Origin of the sequence: Cytobacillus depressus (assembly GCF_008923245.1) — a bacterium.
Taxonomy (GTDB): domain Bacteria; phylum Bacillota; class Bacilli; order Bacillales; family Cytobacillaceae; genus Cytobacillus; species Cytobacillus depressus.
The window spans coordinates 50,890-76,591 of sequence record NZ_WBOS01000014.1 but is presented as its reverse complement, the minus strand read 5'-3'; the positions used below and the strand labels follow the sequence as shown (position 1 = coordinate 76,591).

The 25,702-nt window shown below is 36.7% G+C and carries 22 protein-coding genes; 4 read left to right on the top strand and 18 right to left on the bottom strand.

Features of this window, described 5'->3' with window-relative positions; genetic code table 11:
• Window positions 1–5: 5 nt before the first annotated feature.
• From F7731_RS20090 to F7731_RS20040, 11 genes are all read right to left on the bottom strand, one after another.
• On the bottom strand, window positions 6–977 hold the full coding sequence (locus F7731_RS20090) for a ketopantoate reductase family protein (protein WP_151536581.1): 972 nt from the start codon (window positions 975–977) through the stop codon (window positions 6–8).
• Window positions 974–1,891 (bottom strand): malate dehydrogenase, encoded by a 918-nt coding sequence (locus F7731_RS20085; protein ID WP_151536580.1) that lies wholly within the window; start codon window positions 1,889–1,891, stop codon window positions 974–976. Before F7731_RS20085 ends, F7731_RS20090 begins: the two co-directional genes overlap by 4 nt.
• Window positions 1,892–1,935: 44 nt before the next feature.
• Window positions 1,936–2,700: an ABC transporter ATP-binding protein gene (locus F7731_RS20080; protein WP_151536579.1), complete on the bottom strand. Its 765-nt coding sequence runs from the start codon at window positions 2,698–2,700 to the stop codon at window positions 1,936–1,938.
• Window positions 2,693–3,472, bottom strand: a complete 780-nt coding sequence (locus F7731_RS20075; RefSeq protein WP_151536578.1) for an ABC transporter ATP-binding protein — start codon at window positions 3,470–3,472, stop codon at window positions 2,693–2,695. The genes F7731_RS20080 and F7731_RS20075 overlap by 8 nt, the downstream gene beginning before the upstream one ends.
• Window positions 3,453–4,490: a branched-chain amino acid ABC transporter permease gene (locus F7731_RS20070; RefSeq protein ID WP_212031225.1), complete on the bottom strand. Its 1,038-nt coding sequence runs from the start codon at window positions 4,488–4,490 to the stop codon at window positions 3,453–3,455. Before F7731_RS20070 ends, F7731_RS20075 begins: the two co-directional genes overlap by 20 nt.
• Before the next feature lie 16 nt (window positions 4,491–4,506).
• The gene (locus tag F7731_RS20065) at window positions 4,507–5,388 is read right to left on the bottom strand and encodes a branched-chain amino acid ABC transporter permease (RefSeq protein WP_151536577.1); all 882 of its coding nucleotides are present in this window, start codon (window positions 5,386–5,388) and stop codon (window positions 4,507–4,509) included.
• Window positions 5,389–5,460: 72 nt separating this feature from the next.
• Entirely contained in the window at window positions 5,461–6,663 is a 1,203-nt protein-coding gene (locus F7731_RS20060; protein ID WP_151536576.1) for an ABC transporter substrate-binding protein, read from the bottom strand.
• Between the two features lie 40 nt (window positions 6,664–6,703).
• Window positions 6,704–7,993, bottom strand: coding sequence for a dihydrolipoamide acetyltransferase family protein (locus F7731_RS20055; protein WP_151536575.1), 1,290 nt, complete (start codon window positions 7,991–7,993; stop codon window positions 6,704–6,706).
• Window positions 7,994–8,014: 21 nt separating this feature from the next.
• Window positions 8,015–8,995: an alpha-ketoacid dehydrogenase subunit beta gene (locus F7731_RS20050; RefSeq protein WP_151536574.1), complete on the bottom strand. Its 981-nt coding sequence runs from the start codon at window positions 8,993–8,995 to the stop codon at window positions 8,015–8,017.
• Window positions 8,996–9,008: 13 nt separating this feature from the next.
• Window positions 9,009–10,076: a pyruvate dehydrogenase (acetyl-transferring) E1 component subunit alpha gene (pdhA, locus tag F7731_RS20045; protein ID WP_151536573.1), complete on the bottom strand. Its 1,068-nt coding sequence runs from the start codon at window positions 10,074–10,076 to the stop codon at window positions 9,009–9,011.
• A 97-nt stretch (window positions 10,077–10,173) separates the two neighbouring features.
• Window positions 10,174–10,947: an IclR family transcriptional regulator gene (locus F7731_RS20040; protein WP_151536572.1), complete on the bottom strand. Its 774-nt coding sequence runs from the start codon at window positions 10,945–10,947 to the stop codon at window positions 10,174–10,176.
• Between the two features lie 441 nt (window positions 10,948–11,388).
• Here F7731_RS20040 and F7731_RS20035 point away from each other — a divergent pair, with 441 nt between their 5' ends.
• Window positions 11,389–12,996: an ATP-binding protein gene (locus tag F7731_RS20035; protein WP_151536571.1), complete on the top strand. Its 1,608-nt coding sequence runs from the start codon at window positions 11,389–11,391 to the stop codon at window positions 12,994–12,996.
• A complete protein-coding gene (locus tag F7731_RS20030; protein ID WP_151536570.1) occupies window positions 12,993–13,661 on the top strand; it encodes a response regulator in 669 nt (222 codons plus the stop codon). The genes F7731_RS20035 and F7731_RS20030 overlap by 4 nt, the downstream gene beginning before the upstream one ends.
• A gap of 19 nt (window positions 13,662–13,680) precedes the next feature.
• On the opposite strand, the gene F7731_RS20025 is transcribed toward F7731_RS20030, so the two are convergent.
• From F7731_RS20025 to F7731_RS20010, 4 genes are all read right to left on the bottom strand, one after another.
• Window positions 13,681–15,204 carry a tripartite tricarboxylate transporter permease gene (locus tag F7731_RS20025; RefSeq protein ID WP_151536569.1) on the bottom strand — a complete coding sequence of 508 codons (1,524 nt, stop codon included), beginning with the start codon at window positions 15,202–15,204 and terminating at the stop codon, window positions 13,681–13,683.
• 17 nt (window positions 15,205–15,221) lie between these two features.
• On the bottom strand, window positions 15,222–15,641 hold the full coding sequence (locus F7731_RS20020) for a tripartite tricarboxylate transporter TctB family protein (protein WP_151536568.1): 420 nt from the start codon (window positions 15,639–15,641) through the stop codon (window positions 15,222–15,224).
• A gap of 75 nt (window positions 15,642–15,716) precedes the next feature.
• Complete coding sequence (locus tag F7731_RS20015; protein ID WP_151536567.1) at window positions 15,717–16,742, bottom strand: tripartite tricarboxylate transporter substrate binding protein; 1,026 nt, start codon at window positions 16,740–16,742, stop codon at window positions 15,717–15,719.
• A 31-nt stretch (window positions 16,743–16,773) separates the two neighbouring features.
• Window positions 16,774–17,907 (bottom strand): mandelate racemase/muconate lactonizing enzyme family protein, encoded by a 1,134-nt coding sequence (locus tag F7731_RS20010; RefSeq protein WP_170289758.1) that lies wholly within the window; start codon window positions 17,905–17,907, stop codon window positions 16,774–16,776.
• 860 nt (window positions 17,908–18,767) lie between these two features.
• Here F7731_RS20010 and F7731_RS20000 point away from each other — a divergent pair.
• Window positions 18,768–19,460, top strand: a complete 693-nt coding sequence (locus F7731_RS20000) for a GntR family transcriptional regulator (protein ID WP_151536565.1) — start codon at window positions 18,768–18,770, stop codon at window positions 19,458–19,460.
• 727 nt (window positions 19,461–20,187) lie between these two features.
• On the opposite strand, the gene F7731_RS19995 is transcribed toward F7731_RS20000, so the two are convergent.
• Window positions 20,188–21,411, bottom strand: coding sequence for a cytochrome P450 family protein (locus F7731_RS19995; protein ID WP_170289757.1), 1,224 nt, complete (start codon window positions 21,409–21,411; stop codon window positions 20,188–20,190).
• 368 nt (window positions 21,412–21,779) lie between these two features.
• Between F7731_RS19995 and F7731_RS19990 the strand changes: the two genes are divergently transcribed.
• Window positions 21,780–22,619 carry an SDR family oxidoreductase gene (locus F7731_RS19990; RefSeq protein ID WP_151536563.1) on the top strand — a complete coding sequence of 280 codons (840 nt, stop codon included), beginning with the start codon at window positions 21,780–21,782 and terminating at the stop codon, window positions 22,617–22,619.
• Window positions 22,620–22,758: 139 nt separating this feature from the next.
• Here F7731_RS19990 and F7731_RS19985 read toward each other — a convergent pair whose 3' ends face one another.
• Together F7731_RS19985 and F7731_RS19980 are read right to left on the bottom strand one after the other, a co-directional pair.
• Window positions 22,759–23,967: an MFS transporter gene (locus tag F7731_RS19985; protein ID WP_151536562.1), complete on the bottom strand. Its 1,209-nt coding sequence runs from the start codon at window positions 23,965–23,967 to the stop codon at window positions 22,759–22,761.
• A 211-nt stretch (window positions 23,968–24,178) separates the two neighbouring features.
• The gene (locus F7731_RS19980; RefSeq protein WP_151536561.1) at window positions 24,179–25,651 is read right to left on the bottom strand and encodes an aldehyde dehydrogenase family protein; all 1,473 of its coding nucleotides are present in this window, start codon (window positions 25,649–25,651) and stop codon (window positions 24,179–24,181) included.
• Between the last annotated feature and the right edge of the window lie 51 nt (window positions 25,652–25,702).

Below are 25,702 nucleotides of genomic sequence, written 5' to 3'. Positions count from 1 at the left end.
TCACCTCAGAATAAAATTTTTTGTTGAAATTTATTTGTTTGATTTGGCATATAATTATCCTCAATCATTTTTATCATGCTATAAACAGATTGATTATATGGAACAGATATTTTGCATTTTTCTGCTTCACGAATGATGGCACCATTGATAGCTTCAATTTCAGTTTTCTTTTTCTTCACTATATCCTGAGCCATGGACGGATAGTGATTCCCCGCTTTATCCGGTGCTGATATTTCTAGCAATGTATTTACTACACTTTCAGTATCAATTACTATATCAAGATACCTTGCTACCACGGCCACTTCTTCTACGATTTTCCTCAATAAATGAATACCTAAAGGATGGTTTCCGACATGACCTGTTGTCAAGCCTGTTAAAGCAGTTACTGAATTGATCGCTGCGTTAAATGCCAATTTTTCCCAAATTGCTATCATTGTGTTCTTTGAAATTCGAGTATTTAGAAAGGCTTTATTAAGAGCTTCTTCTATCTTTGAAACAACGAAAGAAGTTCCTCTTAAATTGGTAATTAATGTTTCTCCTGATCCGCCAACTTCAATGACCCCAGGTTTAAACAAATCACTACTATATGTTGTTGTCCCCACTATGATCCTATCCATACTGACGTAATTTGCTATCGATTCTTTATTACCAAGTCCATTTTGCAATGTCAAAATATATGTTTCTTGTGAGATTAATGCAGAATATTTGTTTAGAGCCTCCTCAGTATATTGAGCCTTTGTAAAAACGATTAAAACATTATAGGTTTTATCTTTTAGTGGATCCACATAGGCTTCAATTTTGATTACCTTTTCTTCTTCGCCTCGTTTTACTATTAATCCATGATTTTGAATCGCTTCTATATGCTCTTTCCACACATCATACAGAGTTACATCGAAACCAGCTTCTAAAAGCTGGGCTCCAAATCTACAGCCCATTGCACCTGCACCGATAATGGCAAAAGTTATTTTTTTACTCATAAGCGGTTACCTTGATATTGGAGTAGCTGGTCTACTACGCTAGTTATCTTTTCTTTAATTCTGATAAGCTGTGCTTGTTCATCTATTGTCAATGGAATTTCCTTAATAGATTCGACTCCATTTCTGCCAATAACCGCTGGCTGGCCAATCGAAATTCCATCCAATCCAATTACAGAACAAGGTATACACTCCTTTGTATCTTCAACTATCGCCTTTACAATCCGAGATAAATTAATGGAAGAAAGCCATCCTGTTGTTCTTCCCGAATTAAGTGACTGATACTCTGCAAACCAATTCTTTATAATTTGCTGTACATGATGCTTTTGCTCTTTGGTTAAGGTAATATGGTTCTTCTCCACATAAATATGACTATAGATTGGTAGTTGATCCTCCCCATGTTCTCCTAAAACAACTGCATCGATTGCTTTAATTGGTTTATTCAGAACTAAAGAAAGAGCCCAGCGAACGCGGAAGGTATCATTTAATGAAAAACCAATTATTCTATTTGGGTCAATACTGACGGTGTGGTTGAGTAGTGAATTAATAATATCTAAAGGATTTGTAGCTGTAATGATGATTGGATTCGTGGTATACAAATTCAAATAATCAGCTATCTGCTGGATAATTTTATAATTTCCTTCCAAATAATCCATACGGGATGAAACCTGCTTCTCGGGAATTCCAACTGTATTTATCACAATATCGGTTCCCTTTAACAATGAGAAATCACCGCTTGTAATTTTCGTATTAGAAAATTCCGCAATTGCTTGTTCGAGATCCATTTTATGGCTTGCGGCTATATTTCCTTTTATATCAATCAGGCAAATTTCATCCACAAGATTTTTCTGGGCAAGTACAAAAGCAGTAGTAGCTCCTAACGTACCTGCACCGCCTAAAATGCTTATTTTTTTCATTATCCCACCGCCAGTTTAATATTTTTTTGGAAACCTTGGAAATCCTATAACTGCTCTAAAAATATTTCTTCTTTTATTGCCTTAAAATCTGTAGAGTTTCCTCCTAAATATAATGATGCTACCCTTGAATCTTCGAGCATTTCTTTTGAATTCCCATTTAAAGCTATCTGTCCCCGCTCTATTACACATGTACGGTCAGATACTTTCATCGCGGCCTTCGCATTTTGTTCAACTAAGATAATGGTGGTATCAGTAGATTTCCGCAAATTTGCCAGTACTTCCATGATATCCTGAACAATGATAGGTGCTAGTCCAAGGGATGGTTCATCTAATAACATTATTTTCGGCTTTGCCATTAGACCTCTTCCGATAGCTAGCATTTGTTGTTCTCCCCCGCTTAAATTCCCTCCCAACCGAGTAAGCATTTCTTTTAACCGCGGAAAGATTTCTAATACCTCTTCCGCATCATTTTTTAATTGTTTTTTATCCTTCCTATATCTATGAAAAGCACCTAACATCAAGTTTTCATATACGGTTAACGCATCAAAAATTTGGCGCCGCTCGGGTACTAAAACCATACCTTGGTGTACCGTTTCTTCGATAAGAATGTTAGTAATATTTTTATTTTCTAAGTGGATCTCACCTTGGCGCGGCTGATAAATCCCGGTTAAAGTACCAAGAAGAGTACTTTTTCCAGCACCGTTTCCTCCTATAATTGCTAGCATTTCACCTTTATTCACATGAAAACTAATCCCTTTTAATACATGAATATGACCATGGTATGTGTGAAGATTCCGAACATTAAGCATGCGGAATGATCTCCTCTCCTAGATAAGCAGCAATTACTACAGGATCTCGTTGAATCTCTTCGGGAGTTCCCTCTGCTATTTTAACTCCATTTTCAATAACAATAATTCGATCAGATATTCCCATTACCATTTCCATATCATGTTCAACAAATAAAAATGTGTAGCCTCTTTTTCTCAGCCGAAGTATAATTCGAACAAGTTCAATTGATTCCTTTTGGTTTAAGCCGGCCATTGGTTCATCTAATAATACAAGGTTCGGTTCCATTACTATTGAACGTGCGATTTCTACTAGTCTTTGCAGTCCGTATGGAAGATTCATTGCAAGCTCATCCTTACGATCTTTAAGCCCAACTAGACCCAAGGCCTCTATTGCTTTTTCGTATGCAATTTTGTTATCCTTTCTAGCGCTGGAAAAACCGAAGCCTCCGGAGAAAAAGCCACTTTTGGTTCGAGTATGAAAGCCAACCATCACGTTTTCGACTACTGTCATATCATTGAAGATCTGTAAATTCTGAAATGTTCTTGTTATCCCCCTTTTGGCAACTTCGTGAGTTTTTCTCCCTGTAATTGATTCTCCCGAAAATTTTATTTCTCCTTGGCTTGTTTGAACAATAGAGGTAATCATATTAATAAGAGTTGTTTTACCTGCTCCATTAGGCCCAATAACAGCAATAATCTCATTTGGAAACACATTAAAGTTGACCTTATTGACTGCGGTAACACCGCCAAATTGTTTTGTAAGGTTAGAGATTTCAAGCAACGGTGTTCTCATTGTTCATTTCTCCCTCCTTAATGTTCTTGATCCTTTTGCTTCTACCAGCCCATTTCATCCATCCGTCCTTTACACCAACTGATAGTCCTTGTGGCATAAAAATCATCGTTACAACTAAAATCACTCCAAATAAAATCAGTTCATATTCACTGCCGGCATCTGGTATAAATAGTGGAACTACTTCCCGGACCAATTCACCCAGACCAGTAATAACAGCTGCACCTACGAGTCCTCCCCAAATATTCGTTAATCCCCCAATTACTGCGATGATAACGAAATTGATTGAGGCTGTTACATAAAAAGGAGATGGACTAATAAATGATACATAATGTGCATATAAACTGCCTGCAATCGATGCAAATACAGCACTCAACATGAATACTTGCACCTTGAATTTCGTTGGATTAATACCGACAGACTTAGCAGCAATTTCACTGCTGCGAATTGCTCTGAGTGCCCTTCCTACTCTTGATTTAACTAGCTTAGAAGAGAAATACAAAAGTCCTAATGCAACAACCCAAACTAAGTAGTAGTATTTTACATCTGTATCAAAAGTCATGAATCCTAGAGATAATGGCGGGATATGTCTTATGCCGGATGGACCTCCGGTGAGTTCTACCATCTGCATAAAAGAAATATAAACAATAAAACCAAATCCAAGCGTAGCTAGTGCCAAATAATTTTCCTCTAATTTTAATGTTGGCCATCCGATTACTAATGCAACAATTGCTGATATGACACATCCAGCAATAATCGCAACCCAAGGAGAAACACCGTAAGTAACTGTTAATATTGCTGATGTATAGGCCCCAATTCCATAGAATGCTGCCTGAGAAATGGAAATTTGACCCGTAAATCCTAGTAGCAACCCTAATCCCATAGCTACAATTCCGTAAAGACCGATAATCACTAGGACGCTCGTAAGATATGGATTTCTAAACACAACTGGCAGTGCTATCAAAACAATAACGAAGACTACAATGCGCCAATTTCCCATTTTATTTCCGAAGGTATTCACTTCTTAAGTCCCTCCTTTAAACCCGTTTTCCGGTTGATTTTGAAAACATGCCATTTGGTAAAAAGATAAGTACGATAATTAACATGCCGAAAATGATTGCATCTTTATATCCAGATGAGATTAACCCCGCACTTAGGGATTCAATGATACCGATTAGGAAGCCACCAGCAATCGCAGCTGGTGCATTATTTAGACCGCCAATTGCAGCAGCTACAAATGCTTTCAGTCCTAGCATTAATCCCATCTCATATGTAGCGCCTGTAATTGGAGTTGTAATAATTCCCGCCAATGCTCCAAGGCCGGCACTGATTGATAACGTATAGAATGACATTTTAGTAGGTTTAATTCCCATTACTCTGGCAGCTAAACGATTAATAACGCAGGCCCGCAATGTTTTTCCCCAATAAGTTTTATAAAAAAAGAAATACATTAAAACCACCATGGCTAAGCAAATAACAATAGCCCAAATGCTTTGTCTTAATATGAAGGCCTGAAAAATTTGTACTGGTTCTCTTGGATCTAAAGGTGCCATGCTATGAGGATTTGTTCCCCATATTAATAATGCAATACCACGAAGAACAATTGATGCACCGATCGTAATAATAATCAATGTTAAAGGAGAAGCGTTTCGAGCAGGGTAGATAGATGTTCGTTCAAAAACAGCACCAACAATCATTGTGATTAAGATAGCCAAAATAAAAGTTAAAGGATAAGAAAGACCTGCGGCTATAAGTGACGTTGCCGTCAAACCTCCGATCATAGCAAATTCACCTTGAGATAAATTTAATACGCCAGTTACATTAAAAGTGATTACGAAACCGACTGCTATCAATGCATATATACTACCTATTGTTAAACCACCAATTAGAAGCTGTACAATAAAGGATGTATACTCCAATTATTTCCACTCCTCTGAAAGGACTATACGGATGGAATTACCATCCGTATGTACTTAATTTTTCTTCATAAACTATTTGTTATATAAAGCCCAATTTCCATCTTTGACTTCAATCATTACAATTGAGTCTAGACTTAACCCACTATGATCCTCAGGCGTAATATTAAATACACCTGTAATACCAACAAAATCTTTAATGTTATTCTCGATATAATCCCTTATTGCATTTCGATCTGTTCCGACATTCTTTATTGCTTCAATTCCAAGCATAATCCCGTCATAAGAATATCCCGAGAAGTTTGTTGGAGGGTATCCAAGCTTTTCCTTATGATCTTTGATAAAATCCTCTATAATCTTTTTCTGAGGGTCACTGTCTGGAAGGTTCTCCGAAATCAAGATTTTCCCACTAGCTAATAAATTGCCATTTGCAATGGCTCCCGCTTGGTCAAGGTACGCTTGGTTTGCCATACCATAGCTGTGTACTAAAGGTATATTAAAACCTAATTGCTTAAAATCCTTAGAAACTACCGAACCAGATGGCGGGCGGGTCCAAACTACGATAGCATCAGGCTTTTTCAACTTTATTTTTGAAAGCTGTGGAATTACACTCGTATCGCTTCCTTCAAAAATTTCCTCAGCTATGATTTCGACCCCATAATCAGGTGCCATCTCTTTGAAGTGTTTATATCCGTCTTCGCCATAAGCATCATTTATATTCATCCACGCCACTTTTTGAATATTGTTTTCATTTAAACTCTTTAAAGTTTGTTCAATCATTAGGTCACTGTTATGAACGACTTTAAAAACATATTCTTTTACTGGTTTTACAATCTCAGAGCCGGCTGCTAATGAAATATATGGAACTTTTTCCTTTTGCGCGATTTCCAGGATTGCAAGACTACTTCCCGTGATAGTGCCACCGACAACGATGGAGACATTTTGATTAATAAGTTTTTTCATTCCTAGTACCGCTGATGTTTCATCACTTTCAGAATCGTATTTGATCAATTTCACCTTTTTACCGTTAATGCCACCATCTTCGTTAATTTTTGCTTCTAAATATTCAGCAGTATCCATTTCCGGTTTACCTTGAGAAGAAGCCAGACCGGTAGCATCAGAGATAAAGCCAATTTTAATAACATCTGTAGATCCTTCTTCTGTGTTTTCTGAAGCGCCTTCTTCATTTGTTACATCAGTTGGTTTTGCAGAATTACTGCAAGCTGCCATTAAGAGTATAAGTACCAAAATCATCATTTGAAATGGCTTTTTAATCATTTTTTACCCCCTAGTGTTTTTAATATTATTTTGTCATCTACTAGACCATTTCCATAAACAATTGATTAGGGCTCTCTAAGAAAGTAATAATATGTTTTAAGAAGCGGGATGCCATGGCTCCATCAATTAAACGGTGGTCGAAACTTAGACTTACCCCCATAATGTCTCGAACAGCAATCTCCTCTTCCTCCGTTACAATGGGTTTCTTCTGGATGCGATGAATTCCTAGGATCGCTGCCTCGGGATAATTAATAATAGGGGTACCAAATATTCCTACACCTGTTGAGCCTATATTGGTAATTGTAAATGTTCCTCCAGTCAACTCATTCATTGATAAACTATTATCCCTTGCCTTTTCAGACAATGTTGTTATTTCTTTTGCTATTTCAATTAACTGCTTCTGGTCGGACTGTCTAATTACTGGAACAGTAAGTCCTTTTGAGGTGTCTGTAGCGATCCCAATGTTATACTCGGACTTTAACAAAATTTCTTCTGTCTTCTCATCTAAAGAGGCATTTAAATACGGAAACTCCTTTAAAGCCGATACAACTGCTTTCGTAATAAAAGGTAGATATGTTAGGTGAACTCCTTTTTCTTTTGCAATTGCTGACATTTGTTTCCGAAGAACTACTAGCTGACTAACGTCAATTTCTTCTAGGATGGTAGATTGTGCTGCAATTTGTGTGGATTGTGCCATTTTTTTAGAGATGCTGCGTCTTAATCCCCTTAAAGGAACTCGCTTGATTGTGATCTCATTTTGCTGTGGAATTTGCTGTGTTTGCGGAATATTAATGAAGTCAATCGTAGCTGGAATTTGCTTTTGTGATATATGGTCCTGTTGAGCCATTTGCCCCTGTTGTTCTTTTAAGCGCCTAACATCTTCTTCCATTACCCTGCCATTTTTGCCGCTAGGCTTAACAAGTGTAAGGTCAATATTCAATTCACGGGCTATTCTGCGTACAGTTGGGGTTGCGATCACTCGATTTTTCTTCTTATTACTAATGATTGAGGCTTGCTCATTCTTATTTTTTTCTTGGTTTATTTCTTGATGAATTTGGTTATGTTCACTTGATGAATTTGCCCCTATGTTATCTGATGTACTAAAGCTGATAATGACAGAGTTTACTTGGGCTATTTCGCCTTCTTCGTACAAGATTTCTTTTACTTTCCCGTTAACTGGAGAGGTTATTTCAATTAATGCTTTATCTGTTTGTATCTCCGCGATGGGCTGGTCTTCCTCGATGGTATCTTCAATACTGACAAACCATTTTACAATTTCACCTTCAGCAATCCCTTCACCAACATCAGGTAATTTAAATTCAAAAATCATCCAAATATCCCCCCTATAATATTAATAAGTTAGTACTTTATCAACGGCCTTGATCAGCCTGTTCTCATTTGGCATCCATTCGTGCTCAACCTGCGGAAACGGGTAAGGTGTGTCAAACCCGGTGACTCTTTCAACTGGACATTCCAAATATGTAAAAGCTTCTTCCATCACTCGAGATGCGACTTCAGCGCCAAATCCACCGGTTTTAACCGCTTCATGCATAACAATTACACGTCCTGTTTTTCGAGCCGAGTTCATAACTGTTTCAGAATCAAATGGAACTAATGTTCTTAAATCAACAACTTCAATGGATAAATTCCTCTCTTTTTCCAGCTGCTCTGCTAATTTGACAGCAGTTTGTACTGGAGCACCCCAACTAATAATCGTGATATCTTCTCCTTCACGCACTACATTGGCTTTTCCGAGAGGGACCTCAAACATTTCATCAGGCACCTCTTCTTTGACTGACCGATAAATTCTCATTGGTTCAAAAAAGATCACTGGATCAGGGTCCTTCACTGCTGATATTAATAGCCCTTTTGCATCATATGGATTACTCGGAATCACAACTTTCAAACCCGGGGTATGGGTAAAAAAAGATTCATAGCTATCACAATGTAGCTCAAGTGCATGAACACCACCGCCAAATGGGCCACGAATTACCATAGGAGCGGTAAAACGACCTCCCGAACGAAAACGAGTTCTTGCTGCTTGCGAACAAATTTGATCCATAGCCGAGTAAATAAAACCCATAAACTGCAATTCTACTATTGGTTTAAAACCATTTACTGCTAGCCCTATAGCTGAACCAACTATTGCGGATTCAGCAAGAGGCGTATCCACTACTCTATTTTCCCCATGCTTTTCAAGAAGTTTTTCAGTTGCTCGAAAAACCCCCCCATTTGTGCCAACATCAAGGCCAAGAACCATTACGGTTGGATCTTGTTGCATCACTTGATCCATAGCCTCATTAACTGCCTGGACAATTGTTTTCAGTGCCATTCTTTATTCCCCCTTATGGTTTTACCAAAATATTAGTTTCAACTTCTCTTTTCTGCATAACTAAATCAGCTGTTGGTGTTTCATAAACATGATCAAAAATATCAGAAATCGTTGTTTTTGTTGTTGCTTCAGCTTCCCTTATTGCAATATTAATTTCATTTTTCATGTCTTCGACAACCTGAACCTCCTCCTGCTCTGACCAAATTCCACGCTTTATTAGGAAGTTCTTAAACAATTGAATTGGGTCTCTTGTAGTGCGCCATTCCTCAGCCGTAGATTCTTCCCTATATCTAGTTGGGTCATCTGAGGTAGTATGAGGACCGACCCGATATGTAACTGCTTCAATCAAGGTAGGACCTTCACCATTACGAGCCCGAATTATTGCCTCTTTTGTTACATCATAGACTGCTAAAACATCATTTCCGTCTACCCTGACACCTTTCATTCCATATGCAATCGCTTTTTGGGCTATTGTTTCAGTAGCCATTTGCTTTTCAATAGGAACACTTATAGCCCACTTATTGTTTTGACAAAAGAATACAACAGGTGCTTCTAATACGGCCGCCATGTTAAGCCCTTCATGAAAGTCCCCTTTGGATGTTGCTCCATCTCCAAATGTCGTTAATGCCACTCGATCTTCATTTTTTAATTTACTAGCCCAAGCGGCTCCTACTGCTTGTGGTATTTGTGGTGGGATCATAATAGCTAATGGAAAAATATTTAGATCTTGGGGAACCTTGCTTCCATCCTTGTGTCCCATTGCATATAGCAGGGCACTTTTCATATCCTTTCCAAATGTAAAACAAGCAGCTAAATCTCTCCCATATGGAAAGAGCCAGTCCCCTTTTTCTAAAAGAAACGTACTTCCTATTTGAGATGCCTCCTGACCGCTATAAGGCGGATATGTTCCTATTCTTCCTTGACGCTGTAAGCGGAACGCCCTTTCATCAAAAAGCCTTGCAATCAACATCTTGCTGTATAATTCTCGAAGTTCACCATTAGACAATTCTAATATTTTGTCGCCAATTAATTCACCATCTTCTCCAATTCTACGAATTAACTCAAAGGTCTGACTTACCATATTTCATCCTCCTTTAATAATTATTAATCTATTAATCGGCTTTGGCCGTAAACAGAGGTCCCTTTTATGAAACCTCTGTTGTTCCCAGTAACAATCTTTAAAGAACCCCTTGTGGTGTTCGTGTGATCGTTTTTGAAATTTCTGTTGCCGTTTTTTTTAGCTCTTCTAAAACCAGTTCTTTCTTTTTATTCATTTTCGTTGTTGCTCCTGAAACACTAACTGCGGCTACTATTTTTCCACTGTGTCCAATGATTGGAACTGCAAAGCATGTTAAACCTTCAACCATTTCTTCTTCATCGGAAGAATACCCCTTTTCACGAATATTCGTTATGTTATTCATAAATTGCTCATATTGAACTAACGTATTATCCGTGTATTTCTTTAGGTCTAAATTTTTAAAATAACTTTTTATCCATTCATCCGATTCATAACTTATAAGAAGTTTCCCGGAAGCAGTACAGTACAAGGGAGCACTCCAACCAATATAAGAACCCATATTTACATCTTCATTCGCTTCAATCTTGTCTACAAAAATAGCAAATTGATTATTTTTGACAACTAAATGTATAGATTCATTCAACAAATTCCCCAATATCTGTAAAAAAGGATGACTTATCGTTTTAACATCCAATCTTTTCAAAGACAATGATGCCAGATGAAAAACCTTCAAGCCAATCTTGTATTCCCCAGTTTGTGGATCAAGATCAAGTAATCCACGATGTCTAAGTGTGTATAAAATTCGATATAAATTTGTTCGGTTCATTTTGATTCTATTTTCTATTTCCTTTGGGGTAAGTGCCGCTTCTTCATCAAACAATTCCAAAACATCGATTGCATTGGAAAGGGTTTTTAATATGTATTGCTCATCCATATAAGTCACTTCGCTTTCGTAATCGTTATCTCTCTAATATATCTAATAACGAACTCCAAGTTCAATATATGAACAAAAATAACGACACTTCAGAGTTACCTCTAATACTCTGTTCACTATATGAACATGATGTTCATAAAATGAACTAAAAATAAAAAGCCAAAAAGGGATATTTTTTTTTAAACTATTTCGTGATAATTCAAAATTCATGATAACAACATATTAACATGAATAATACTAATAATGTCAATACTAAAATTGAATATTTTGAATATTTATTATTTTATTAAAAGACCCCTTGATTCTATAGTGAATCAAAAAACGTTTTTGATATTTTCAATGAATTCTGATATTATCAGATTCAATAAATTATTTCATTGTACAACCTTGTTATCTTACAATAATTTTCGAAAAATTATACAAAAAAAGGGTTGAAACAATTTGACTAAAAAGTTTTTTCAACAACTCCCACTGAAGACCCGAATCATATTATATTCAATTTCTATTATTGCGGTTATCTTAATGATATCCGGATTAGCCTTTTATCAAATACTGTCTGAATCCATTAAGGCAACTATGGGAGAAAACGCACTGGAAATTACTCAATTTCTTTCAAAATTACCTGTAGTTAGAGAGTCGCTGAAGGATCCCGAGGACAGTATTGCATTGCAAAATGTATATGAAGAGTACCTAAAAGATACAGACGAAGGAATATTTTTAGTACTTGTTAATCAAAATGGGATTCGCCAAACTCATCCAAATCCTTCATTAATCGGCCATCGAGTTACTGGAAATGATATTGATAGAGCACTTTCTGGAGAGGCATACTATTCAAATGCAAACGGTATTTCTGGTCCTACTTTACGTACATGGGTTCCAATTACAGACCCGGATACAAACGAACAGCTTGGAATTATTGCAATTGGTTACTCACGGGATAATATTAGCAGCTTTGCTGAAAGAAACGTTGATTCTCTTATTTTTTGGCTGATGGTTGCCTTTTCTATTGGAATTACTGCGGCCACAATTTTTGCAAAACAAATTAAACGCATCCTTTATAATCATGAACCCGGAGAAATTGCGAAACTATTTATTGAAAGAGAGGCCATGCTAGAATCTTTAAGCGAAGGCATAATTGCTGTTGATCAAAATAATAAAATTACATTAATAAATAATGCTGCGAAGAGCATTCTTAATTTACCTTATAACATAGACAGTAAGAATATTTATACACTGCTCGAAGATTTTTCATTATTAAAGTCACCTTTAAATAATAAAAACCTTGAATTATTCGTAAATGATACTGCAATACTGGCTAACTATTACCCTATTTTTCAGCAAGAAAAATTATGGGGGCATATTATTACGTTCCGTGATATTTCTGAGGTTCGCAAATTAGCAGAGGATCTTACTGGTGTAAACCAGTATGTAGACGGACTACGCGCAAAAACTCACGAATTTGCAAATAAACTGCAAACTTTATCAGGCTTAATTGAACTGAAACAGTATGATGAAGTTAAAGAGTACATTTCAATAACTAATCTGCAGCAACAAAAACTTTTAGACTTTTTAACTAGAAATATAAAGGAACCAAAAATTTCAGGTCTTCTATTAGGTAAAATCCAACAAGGCCTTGAGTTAAATGTGAATATTACATTCACACCAGGAAGCAGATTAAAAAAGCTTCCTCCTAATATACCAGTAGACAGTGTTGCTCTGATCATTGGCAATCTCCTGCAGAATGCAATCGATGCGATTAAGGAAAAGCCGTCAGGTGAAATCAACATAACGATATTAGACAAAGAGAGCAAGATTACTATCTTAGTCGAAGATAATGGATATGGGATTAGCGAAAACAAAATTGATCTGATTTTCAACAAAGGTTATTCAACTAAGGATACTGCTGGATATGGCCTATTCCTTGTTAAACACCATGCGGAAAACCTTCTGAAAGGAATTGTCCATTTCTCACAAAATAATGGTACATCCTTTACTGTTCAAATCCCTAAAGATATTCAAGGTTCAGAAAATATGGAGGGATTTCAATGATTACAACTTTTATTGTGGAAGATGACCCGATGGTTGCCAAAATTAACGCTGAATATTTAAAAAAGATGGACTCCTACTCTCTTATTGGCACAGCAAAAAACGGAAAAGATGCACTCCAACAAATTAAAATATTGAAACCCCAACTTGTATTATTAGATGTCTATATGCCCGAATTCAATGGGATTGAATTACTAAGAAAAATTCGGCTTGAAAATTTGGCCATTGATGTTATTTTAATAACAGCAGCAGACGCACCAAATTTAATTGAAGAGGCTGTGCGTCATGGCGTAGTTGATTGCATTCTTAAACCTTATGGATTTGAGCGCTTCCAAAGTGCAATGTCTTATTATGATAAAAGACAATCAATATTCCACTCATTGAAAAAAATCAGTCAAACAGATCTTGATCAGATGTATCCTTCATTATCTATTGACACTATTGAATTACCAAAAGGAATTGATCCGGTTACCTTAAGTATAATTAGAACCGAATTAAAAAAAGCGGCCAAACCATATACTGTCCATGAACTAAGTAATAAGGTAAAAATTTCTGCTCTAACTGTAAGAAAATATATTGAATATATGAACCAAAATGATGAAATTGAATTAGATTTGGAATATCTGGAAAAGGGACGGCCCAAAAAATTATATTCAATCAAGATATAAAATTATTTTCATAAATTAATTATGACTTAAAAGACGACATGTCCTCACCGTCTCTCTTTCTGCTTTTAAATAAATTTAATATAAGCGGTGCCATAATAAAAAAGGTAATTAGCAACAAAGTAACGATAGAAATGGTACTTCCGACGAAAATATCTAAATTCCCATTTGAAATATTTAATGCCTGACGTGCTGACATTTCTAACCTTGGCGTTAGAACAAAAGCTAATAACAAAGGAGCAATGGGATAATTATTTGATTGCAGGATAAAAGCTATTACGCCGGCTAAAATCATTATCCACACGTCAAACATATTATTGTTAACGCTATAGGAACCGACAATACATACCACTGTAATAATTGGAACCATGAGAGAGTTTGGGACAAGAATAATTTTCATTAAAATCGGAATCAAAGCTAAACCGGCTATTAAGCTTAATATATTTCCGATGTACATGGATGAAATTAATCCCCACACAAAATCAGGATTACTTTGAAATAAAAGGGGTCCTGGGTCTAACCCCCACATGATTAAACCACCTAATAATATGGCCGTCGTTGCCGATCCTGGGATCCCTAACGATAACAAAGGTACAAATGCTCCTACAGATGCTGCATTATTTCCAGCTTCCGCAGCAGCAACTCCTTCAATCGCTCCCTTTCCCATTTCTTTTTTGTTTTTGCCTATTCTTTTCTCGAGCACATAAGAAAGCAAACCAGCCGTCGTAGCACCTGCGCCTGGTAAAACACCTAGAAAGGTACTTAAAGTACTAGAACGTACCCAAGGAAAGATAGACCTTTTTATATCCTTCTTATTTGGTATGCTCTCTTTTATAGTGAGTTTTTTTGTGTTTTTCCCAACATTTAATTTTGTTGCCGCCATTGTTAAGACTTGACTGAACCCAAACATACCGATAACCATAGGAACTAACGCAAGACCACTAAGTAAATTTTCCGAACCGAATGCAAAACGTGCCTGTCCAGAAATAATGTCTACACCAACTGTTGCTAAAATAATGCCTAACACCGTAGCTGCAATGCCCTTAGAAGGACTTTCTCCAAGGAGCCATCCAACGGAACAAAGTGCCAGCAATATCACTAAAGCAACTTCCGCTGGTCCAAAAGCGAGACCAAAATCAGCTAACAACGGCCCTAGAAAGGTTAATGCAATAATTCCAATTGTTCCACCAACAAACGAAGATAAATTTGCTGTAAATAATGCTTTACCTGCTTTCCCTTTCTGAGTTAATGGATATCCATCAAATGCTGTAGTAATCGCGGCTGAATCACCTGGGATATTAATTAAAATAGCGCTATATGCTCCTCCATACATACAGCCATAGTATACGGCAGCTAACATGATGACACCTGTTACTGGATCCATTCCAAAGGTTAACGGTAACAGCAAGGCAACCCCTAATGCAGATCCTAAGCCAGGTATCGCACCAATAATAATACCAAGAACAGAACCTATTAACGCAGCAAGTAAGTTCTGAATGGATATGGCTTCTAAAAAGCCATATAAGAGCATTTGAAATGTATCCATTTTCTCACCCTTTCCTTTTATATTCCAAAAACACCTTCAGGAAGCGGTACACTAAGAGCAACTTTAAATACGATATAAATAACTGTTGTTGTAGCAACTCCATAAATCGATGCACGGGAAAGCGGAAATTTTTCGATTACAATTAACCAAACGACCATAAAAGCAGCTATCGAAATAATCATTCCAAATACCTGAACTGACCCTAATAATAGAAAGCTTCCTAATACTTGATATAAATGGTTTTTATTCAGGGCTAATGATGCTTTTTCGTTTTTAATGAAAACATTCAAACTAAATATTCCTAGCAGCACACCAGCTATTACAGGAATAAAGCCACTTCCTGGACTATTATTTTCCCAAAAATCGTAACGAAACCAGCCTTGGTAACTGCAATAAAGAGCCGCGATGAAAAGACATAAAGAGATTATTCTAGTCATTTGAATCCTCCTCTCATATACAAAAGTTAAAATCGTTCAGGAGGTCTGCATTGAGCCTCCTGCCGTAACAAATATTTATTTCTTAATAAGCCCCATTTCTTTTGATGCTTCTACATACAGATTTAATACTTCCTTATAAAACTCTTTACTTTCTTCAGCATTCATAAAACGAGGTTGCAAATCATTTTTTTCAATATAGTCTTTTTGCCATTTTTCAGCTTCATGGACTTGTTTTAACACATCCTCCCAGTATGCAATTTCCTCTTCGGACATGCCTGGTGGTCCTACATAGCCCCGGAATGAAGTAAGTTTTATATCCCCATAACCTAACTCCTCAAAAGTTGGAACATCTTTCAATACACCACTTAATCGTTCTTCTGAAGAGGAAGCCAATGCTTTAAGTTTGCCAGCTTCGATTTGTGATAACACTTCGTTTGGGTTCGATAAAACTACATTGATATGTCCGCCAAGTAATGAAGAAATCGTTTCCCCGTCACTATCAAAAGGAACATATTTAAACTCGGTATCTCCGTATTTATTTATTAAATGACTTAGGATGTGAATTTCAGTTCCCTGTCCCGTTCCTCCTATTGAAATGGTCTGTGGCTTTTCTTTTGCAGCTTTTACAATATCATCAAGTGTTTGATATTTATTATCCGCTTTAACAACGAATAAGTAGCTATCTAAAGTAAGTGTGCCTAATGGTGTAAGATCATCTATTGTTACATCATTATTATTTAATAAAGGACTGATCAGCTGACTAGAGTTCCATGTCAAAACGGTGTTATTTGCTCCTTTTTTGCTAAAAGTATAGGAGTTTGCAATTGCAGTACTTCCGCCTGGCTTATTAACAACCATGATATTTTTGTCGACAATCTTGTTTTCTTTTATTACTTCTGCAAGCATTCTTGCATTTATATCACTTCCGCCTCCAGCACTGGCAGGGACGATAAGTTCTACGTTACCATCCAGTTTTACTTCAGCCTTATCCTTTGCATTACTAGATGCTTTTTCGGTTTGATTTTCTTTATTCGAACATCCAACAAGAAAAATCATTAATACACAAAATAGTGTTACTCTAAAAAGGATTGGTTTCTTCAATATTAATCCTCCCAACCAACATTTAGTATTTTTAGACGACTGTTTGTTCCTCTTTCACAATTGTTTGCTCTGCAAGTTCTTCATTTAACTCGATCCCAATTCCAGGTTCCTTTGGAGTAACTAAATAGACCCCATCTTCTCCTCTTTCTTCTCTTATTGTTGGTCCAATAATTAAGCTATCCTGGAAGTAATCACGATCATGTGAGAAGTATTCCACCCACTTTACATTTGAATGGCCTGCTGCTAAATGAATATGAATCTGCTGAAGATTCCAAGGAGAAATCGGTATATTATAGGCTGAAGCGAAATGATAAATTCGAAGCCAATCTGTAATACCACCTGTTGCCATAGCGTTAGGCTGAATAATATCAATCGCTTTCTTTTCAATAAATTGGCGGAACTCGGTTAATCCGCAATTTTGCTCGCCCCCTGCAATATACGTGTTTCCTGCATATTCACGTACTCTTGCGTAACCTGTTATATCTTCAGGTGCTACTGGCTCTTCCAGCCAATATAAATCATATTTTTCCCATGCTTTTAGCTGTTGAATGGCCGTTTCTGTATCCCATGAACCATTTATATCCACCATTAATTTCACATCGGGCCCAATTGCCTCCCTTACTGCTTGGACTCTTTTGTTCGCTTCCATAATTGAAACAGCAACAGAACCAGCTCTGATTTTAATAGCTGAATGTCCTTTAGCCACATACTCTGCCGCCTTTTTGGCAAGATCATCTGGAGACAATTGATGACCAACATTTGCATATGTCAATACTTGATCACGTTTATCACCGAAAAGATCTGCAAGTGGAACGTTTAGTGATTTTGCTTTAATATCCCATAATGCAAAATCAATCGCAGCAATACAATCACGGATCATTCCCCTCATCCCTAAGCGCCAAGGTGCATCAAACATTTTCCTCCATAGCTTTTCTGTATGAAGCGGGTTTTCTCCTAAGATGATATTTCTAAAATTTCTTTTTAGTAATCTAGCAGCAATGTCGCTAGTTACACCATGAGGATAAATAGGTGTACTTAAAAATCCCTTTCCAGTAATTCCTTGATCTGTTTCAAGATTCACCACTACTACCTCATGGCCGCTAAAAGCCATATCCGATTTTCCCATTCGAACATATCTGTCTACTTTCATATCGATAATTTTCATCATAATTTTCCCAGAAGACGATCAACGCTTCTGTAAATCCCCCTCCTCCATAATTATTTTTGATGTTGAAAGCGTTTCCACATTGTTGTTACCTAATTATAAAACCCCGAAAATTAGAAATCGCCTTTAATTTTGTTTCATAAACTTTAAAAAAGTATAAAAAATGATTGAAATGAATACTTAAAAACGACTTGAAAACTAGGTATTTTTATGTTCTATTGAAAAAAAAACGACCCTTCATTCAAGAAATTTAAATGAGAGTCACCTTTTTATAAATCATTATTTAGAGTAATTAATAGTCTATTAAAAAATCCAATGCGCAATTACAACTACAATTGGCAATGTAATCAATCATGCGAGGCCATGCAATAACAAATCCAGTTAGCTCATTTTCGATTCCGTTTCTTAATTACTGCTGGTAAGAACATATCGGCAAAACCAACCACCATTGTTTTGGCGGCCTCTTGAGCTTCAGAAATTTGTATCCATGAAGAATTGACTCAAACGGCTTTCCTTGAAAGCTGAGGAATTTCCGACATGGGACGGCAGCGACAAGTCCTACTCCTATCATTTTATTTTAGGATTTATAGAAGTAAAAAACATAGATGGGCTCCTTATTGTATACAATAAAATAAAAATGCAGAAAACCAATAATATTTTTTGGTAATTCAGCATTTTCAGCAATAATTATTGAGGTGTCAAGATATTTTTACGAACTGAGTTAATAAACGATTTGCAAACTTGGTAGCATATTGACTGAATAATCTTTTTTTTATACAATTATTACTGTACTCAAAAAAACTTAAGTTAGAGATTCTAGTTGATAAATTCATAGAACTTTAGAAAAGAGGACTTTTCATATGAATTCACCACATAAAATGAAAAGGTTATCTACTGCTGATTTTGCATATGAACAATTGAAAGAACGTATAATAGAGTTGGTACTTATACCTTCTTTACACATAAAAGAAGAAGAGCTTTCCCAAGAATTAAACATTAGCCGAACTCCACTACGCCAGGCACTCTATCGTCTTGAATCAGAGGGGTTAACGTATAAGCATGCGAATGGTCGTATGTTTATAGCGGACATTTCTATTCGTGATGTGCAGGAAGTGTACAGCGTTCGTGAACAATTAGAATGCTTAATTGCTCGTGAAGTATCACAAAACATGACCGAAGATTCTTTATACCATTTAGAAGAGAAAGTTGCTTCAATGAAGCGAGCCATTGAAGTACAGCGAAGTTTTGAAGTTATTAAACTCGGTGCCGATTTTCATAATGTTTTGTATGGATTAAGCACTAATAAGACAGCTAAACGCTTTTTATCTCAACTTCATGATCAGATTGAACGCTATCGAAGAGTGGGAGGGTACAAAAATCCGGATTACACACCAGATGTCCCTTTACAAGAATACACAAATCTATTACAGTCACTTAAAACTAAAGATGCAGATAAAGTAGAAGAATCCATGCGTTCACATATGAAGCGTAGCCTTGTAACCCTCGAAAAAGCCGTCCAAAACTTTTTGGCTTCAAGAGGTGAAGAGCGATAAAAGTGAAATATAGAATGGATAAAAAGATAGTAAATGGCGAACTTGAAAGAGCCCGTTCATTAGAAATAGAAGCATCCAAAACTTTAATTCCTTTATTTCACATAAAAACTCCTCAGCACAGTTATCTGAGGATTTTTTTGTATATTTTTACAGAGTTATTATGTGACATTGCTAATGTTCATGTTATTCCTAATCCGTATAGTCTAGTATAACCGTAATCAACTTCTTAAAAATAATTAAGTAAGTATTCTTCTAATCTAGAGCCTCTTCTTAAGCTCATTTTGCTAATCTACGTTGCATGCGAGAAACTTTCAATTTAAATACGATTTATCATCAGAGTCCCTGCAAATCCTAAGCTTTAGTCTGGCTGATCGCAATGGTCATTTTGCAACTTTAGAAATTAGGTGAACTTGGCCATTATCTTCCGTCTCACACAAGTATTACATTGCATTAATTTGCAGGTAGTAACGTCTTTGCAGGCGTCCATATATATACGTGCTGCGATAGTGATATTTGCAACACGTTCCTCTTTTTTTAAACTATGGCTATCACTTTCCTTGTTCTAAAGTTGTCTATATAGCATACCAAGAATTATATAAATTACGTTTTACCCATAATTGTCATATATGCTTTATCCTCAATAACCGTCATTAATTCTAATAATAGAAGAAATGAACCTACTAATCTGAATTAATCTAGATATAGCAGGTTCCTCTTATTTTATTATTTATTTGAGTATAATAGGTAACCGCTCCAAGCCTCTTGCAATTACTGTACCTTTTTTCCAATTAAGCTCTTCTAGTGTTCCATCTACTTCGTAGTTGGGAAACCTTTGCAGGAAGCTTGTTATAGCAATTTGTGCTTCTAAACGAGCTAATTGGGCACCCATGCAGAAATGAACACCGTTTGAAAAGGCGATATGCTTATTATTTTTTCTTGTAATATCCAATCGTTCAGGATTCTCGAATTGTTCAGGATCTCGATTTGAAGAAGCCAGTGATACGAAAAAGTAGTCACCTTTTGTGATGTTTTTGTTATGCCATGTAAAGTCTTTGCTGGCAAGGCGGGTTGTGGCAAACTCAAGGGGACTGTAATATCTTAATAACTCTTCAACACCCGTACGAGCATTTGATGGATCATTTTTCCATAGTTGTAATTGCTCCGGGTTTTCCAGTAAAGCGAACAAGCCATTGCTGATCAGTCCACCCGTCGTTTCATGCCCACCGACAATGGTCACAAAAATAGTTGCAACCAGTTCGTCAAGGCTGAACTTATCTCCGTTATCATGGGCTTGAACAAGCAAGCTTGTTAGATCAGACTTAGGATTTTTCTGTCTATTTGCAATGAGGTCTTCAAGATAAAGTCTGAAAGCATGCAGTTGAGGATATATTTTTGTTAGATTGGCATAATTATTGGAAGCCAACATATAAGCGTCGGACCATTCTCTAATTAGGCCGTAATCTTCTTCGGGAATACCAAGCATATTGCAAATAACGGTAACCGGAATCGGATAAGCAAAATCGGGGATTACATCAACCACATTTCCTTTTTCCTCAAGCTGATCTAGTAGGCCGTTTGTAAGTTGCTGAATTTCATCGACCATTCCCTTAATCACTCTTGGAGTAAATGCTTTTTGAGCGATGTTACGAAGACGGGTATGGTCTGGTGGATCGGCATAGAGCATATGTCCACCGACGAGGTTCAATTCTTTCTCAGGCAAAATCGAAGCAAATTTTTCCGGATAAAGAGAATACACCCTTTTTGTAATTCGTTCATTATCCTTTAATACTTCCACTGCATCGCTATAGCGCGTGATCATCCATGTCTTTTGTCCATTCGGCATCTTTACTTCGTGAACCGGTTCATTTTCACGAAGCTCCTTATAAATTTTATAGGCATTATTTTTAAATTCCAGTGAAGTCAAATCAAGATTTTCATGAACAGATTTCATAATCATACTCCTATCATTTTATTTTTTCAGAATTTAGATGAAAAATACATGGATGGGCTTCTTATTGTATACAATAATACGAAAAATACAAAAAGTCAAATTGTTTTTTGATAATTCATTATTTTTAATTAATTTGTTGTACCTGCACAATAATACTCAGTTTTTAATTGATATATTAACACCTGTTATAGATGAGAAAACTATTATTATTATTGATTAAAATTCTCCACACATGAAATCCTACTTTTCAATGTGCTAACTAAAAATCTCTAAAATGTTTTGATATATTCACAGAAACAAATTATAATAAATATTAAGAATATTATAATTGTATACAAATATACATTTCTTATTATGGAGGCGATTATATGAGTGGTTTACTAAATTATGAGGGTCAAAAAGTGGTAGTAACAGGAGCAGCATCAGGTATTGGGGAGAAAACGGCGCAATTGCTCATTGATTTAGGTGCAGAGGTATATGCACTTGATATCAAAGAACCAGCCTTGCCTGTTAAAAAGTTTATTCAAGTAAATTTAGCTGAGAAGGAGTCGATTGATTCTGCCATTTTACAGCTTCCCGAAAAGATTAATTCTATTATGAATTGTGCCGGAGTCGCAGGAGTAAATAATAAGGGGAATCTACTCAATCCCTTAACTGTTATGACCGTTAATTTTATCGGTGCACGATATATGATCGAGGTATTAATTCCACGTTTACAAGAAGGGGACTCTATCTCGATCATTGCATCAGCCGCCGGAAGAAAATGGTCACAAAAAATGGAAACCTTATTACCAATCGTTGATACAAAGAGTTTCGAAGAAGCACAAGAATGGTTTAACGTTCATAAAGACAATGTTCTTGCTGATTACGGAATAGCAGCACATGCTGCCTATACATTTTCCAAAGAGGCTATAATCCTTTGGATGAAAAAGAGATCTTATGAACTTTCCGAAAAGAAGATTCGCTTAAATACCGTATCTCCAGGATCAACAGCTACACCTATGTCGCAAGCCTTTGATTCTATTAGTAAAGGATTAGCAAACAGAGCTATTTCAAAAATTGGTGTACCTGCAACGCCTGAAGACCAAGCAAAGGCATTAATTTTCTTAGGCAGCAACTTAGCTTCCTATGTAAGTGGACAAGATCTGCAAGTTGACTTTGCTCATTCACCACATGTTTTATACGGCTTTGAGGCTATTAACAGTTAGTAAGCAACTATACTAATTTATAAGACTAATAATCATTTACCAAATAGATTAAAGGCATACCCCAGCGAAATGCATTGGGCACATTTAGGGAAAATATTAAAAGGAAATCCCATATAAGGATTTCCTTTTCTATTTACCATCAAGATGAAATTGTACTGTTTACACCTTCCCTTGTAGTAAATTCCTTCTTGCCATGCAGGAAATAATAGAGAATAGAGATTGCTAAGACCGCAATACCCAAGATGGCATACAAGATACCGTAGCCGGTGATTGGGATGACGTAACCTAAAAAGTAGGGGCCGAATCCAAGGCCTCCTTCCAAAAATATAAAGAAGGTCGACGTAGCAAGCCCCATGCGTTCTGTAGGCGTCAATTTCACCGCAATTGTCTGCGTGCATGATTGAATATTTCCAAAGCCAAGCCCGATAAGGATGCCTGCTGCTAATAAAGTAATACTTTTCTCTACAAAACTTAGAAGCAGAAGACCTACACCCAAAATAAAAAAGGCCGGATACAAAACTAAATTGGCACCTTTTACATCCATCAGACGACCTGTGATCGGACGTGATACTAATACTGCGAGCGAATATACGAGGAAAAAGAAACTTGCTGCCTTAACTAAATCGATTTCAATCGCATAAAAATTTATATAAGATAGGACACCGGAGTAACAAAAGGATGATAAAAAAGTAATGACTGCAATTGGGAGCGCCTTTAACTCAATAAAATTGGAGATCTTGAAATTTTTTAAATCTACTGTTTTTTGTGGTCCTTTCATTATGGGTACATACAGGGAAAATGATACAGCCAAACTGATTACACCTAAAGCAAGACAAAGTATAAATATCATTTGGAAGTTAAAGTATTGACTCATATATAATCCAATAAACGGCCCAAGTGCCGTAGCAAGTGCCGCACCCATGCTGTAATAGCCAATGCCCTCCCCTTTACGTTCATCCGGTATTACTTGCGTTACAATCGTTCCCGCTGCTGTACTTGCCACACCCATTGCAGCACCATGGAGGAAACGGGTAATGAGCAAAAAAGTGACCCCATAATGGACAAAATATAATAGTGTGACCATAGTAAAAAAGATTAACCCCATATATAACGTTCTTTTACGGCCAAGGAACTCTATAAAACGGCCAATTATCAGACGGCCAAGTAAAGTTCCGATAATATAAATTCCCGCGATAAGGCCAGCTTGCGTTGTGGAAGCACTAAATTTGTCTACTGCATAAACCCCGATAGTTACAATTAATAAATAAAAGACTAGCGATAGAAAAAAGTTGACTAAGGATACTAAAATGAAATCCTTCGTCCAAAGTTTATCTCTTGTTCGATTCATTTCATTTTCTATCCCCTCATTTTAGAATATTTGTTTCTATTTACTGGTAGATTATTTTCATCGAATGCAATTTTCATTTAAAGAAAACTCGCCGATTGGCGAAGACAGAGGCGCAGTTGCACGTATGGCTGATAAGAAAGTTATTCTTTCTTATCAGCCCAAAAATACCCCTCCAGATCACTCTTCCAAAGGGGTGAAAACGTTCAATCTTTTATTTATTATTGGTGATGACAAGGCGATCTGAATGACTTTTGCTCTTTGCAGGTATTCCCGCTATTGATTTGATTTCCAAGTATTCCTCAATACCGTATTTGCCCCATTCGCGGCCAATTCCTGATTGTTTATAACCTCCGAACGGTGCTGCGTAATCCGACATTGCTTCATTAATTAATATACGTCCAGCACGTATCGAGGATGCGACTTTCTCCAAAGTTTCGCTGTCCTCTCCAACGACATAGCCAGCTAACCCATATACGGTATCATTGGCAATTTCAATCGCTTCATCAATGTTTTCATAGGTTAGAATGGACATAACCGGTCCAAAGATTTCTTCTTTTGCGATGGTCATATTATTTTTTACATTCGTAAAGACCGTTGGCTTGACATAATATCCTCTTTCTAATCCTTCAGGTTTACCTGTTCCACCAGCAACAAGTGTTGCTCCTTCTTCGATTCCTTTTTCAATAAACCATTGTATTTGCTTGTATTGATTCTCTGAAATTACTGGGCCAAGGAAGGTATTAGGGGCCTTCGGATCGCTAATTTTAAATTCAGGCAAAACGTCTTTCACAGCTTCGATGAATTCATCATGTTTGTTTGCTGAAATAAGGGTTCTAGATGGTGATGTACACATTTGACCAGAATTATTCAACACTCTAGAAACGGCAATTTTCGCTGCCTTTTTCATATCATAATCATCAAGTATAACAAGCGGGGACTTCCCTCCGAGTTCAAGCGCTACTTTTTTAATTGTTTTAGCTGCTTTTTCAAGGATTGTTTGTCCTACAGGATTGGAGCCGGTAAATGACACAAAATCAACATCAGGGTGGGAACTAATTCCATTTCCAACTACTTCTCCTGAGCCATTTACAAGGTTAAAAACACCTTTTGGTACGCCTGCAGACTGCATAATTTCTGCAAGAATTATTGCACTAAATGGTGCAATTGAAGCTGGCTTTAATACGACGGTGCTACCGGCTGCGAATGCGCAAGCAATTTTTGTAGTGGCTTGAATGGTTGGAGCATTCCACGGTGTTATGAGACCGCTTACACCAATTGGCTCTTTGCGTACTAATGTATCTCCAATTCTTTCACTAAATTCAAAGTTCTCCAAATCCTTTGACGCTTGCCGAAAGTGAAATAATCCAATGTTGTAATGAAGGGATTCACTCAATGAAAGCGGGGCGCCTAGTTCCTCTGTAATTACTTCAATGAGATCGTTCTTTCGCTTTTCATATTCCTCAGCGATTCGATTTAGTAAATGAATACGCTCCCCCCTAGTTGTTAAAGAAAAGGCGGGGAAGACATTTTTTGCTGCTGAAACCGCTTTATCCAAATCCTCTTTTGTTCCCGCACTAATTTGGCCCATTACTTCTTCAGATGCCGGGTTCATAACATCAAGGGTTTTTGAACCAGTAGATGGAACCCATTCCCCATTAATAAAATGTTTAATGTTTTTCCGCATAAAAGCACCCCTTTACATAAAATTCATTTCTTTAATCTCCATTGATGTTTT

Coding starts and splice junctions, on each gene's coding strand:
- F7731_RS20090 (WP_151536581.1), bottom strand. CDS start 977: ATGAGTAAAAAAATAACTTTTGCCATTATCGGTGCAGGTGCAATGGGC.
- F7731_RS20085 (WP_151536580.1), bottom strand. CDS start 1,891: ATGAAAAAAATAAGCATTTTAGGCGGTGCAGGTACGTTAGGAGCTACT.
- F7731_RS20080 (WP_151536579.1), bottom strand. CDS start 2,700: ATGCTTAATGTTCGGAATCTTCACACATACCATGGTCATATTCATGTA.
- F7731_RS20075 (WP_151536578.1), bottom strand. CDS start 3,472: ATGAGAACACCGTTGCTTGAAATCTCTAACCTTACAAAACAATTTGGC.
- F7731_RS20060 (WP_151536576.1), bottom strand. CDS start 6,663: ATGATTAAAAAGCCATTTCAAATGATGATTTTGGTACTTATACTCTTA.
- F7731_RS20055 (WP_151536575.1), bottom strand. CDS start 7,993: ATGATTTTTGAATTTAAATTACCTGATGTTGGTGAAGGGATTGCTGAA.
- F7731_RS20050 (WP_151536574.1), bottom strand. CDS start 8,995: ATGGCACTGAAAACAATTGTCCAGGCAGTTAATGAGGCTATGGATCAA.
- pdhA (WP_151536573.1), bottom strand. CDS start 10,076: ATGGTAAGTCAGACCTTTGAGTTAATTCGTAGAATTGGAGAAGATGGT.
- F7731_RS20040 (WP_151536572.1), bottom strand. CDS start 10,947: ATGGATGAGCAATACATATTAAAAACCCTTTCCAATGCAATCGATGTT.
- F7731_RS20030 (WP_151536570.1), top strand. CDS start 12,993: ATGATTACAACTTTTATTGTGGAAGATGACCCGATGGTTGCCAAAATT.
- F7731_RS20025 (WP_151536569.1), bottom strand. CDS start 15,204: ATGGATACATTTCAAATGCTCTTATATGGCTTTTTAGAAGCCATATCC.
- F7731_RS20020 (WP_151536568.1), bottom strand. CDS start 15,641: ATGACTAGAATAATCTCTTTATGTCTTTTCATCGCGGCTCTTTATTGC.
- F7731_RS20010 (WP_170289758.1), bottom strand. CDS start 17,907: ATGAAAATTATCGATATGAAAGTAGACAGATATGTTCGAATGGGAAAA.
- F7731_RS20000 (WP_151536565.1), top strand. CDS start 18,768: ATGAATTCACCACATAAAATGAAAAGGTTATCTACTGCTGATTTTGCA.
- F7731_RS19995 (WP_170289757.1), bottom strand. CDS start 21,411: ATGAAATCTGTTCATGAAAATCTTGATTTGACTTCACTGGAATTTAAA.
- F7731_RS19990 (WP_151536563.1), top strand. CDS start 21,780: ATGAGTGGTTTACTAAATTATGAGGGTCAAAAAGTGGTAGTAACAGGA.
- F7731_RS19985 (WP_151536562.1), bottom strand. CDS start 23,967: ATGAATCGAACAAGAGATAAACTTTGGACGAAGGATTTCATTTTAGTA.
- F7731_RS19980 (WP_151536561.1), bottom strand. CDS start 25,651: ATGCGGAAAAACATTAAACATTTTATTAATGGGGAATGGGTTCCATCT.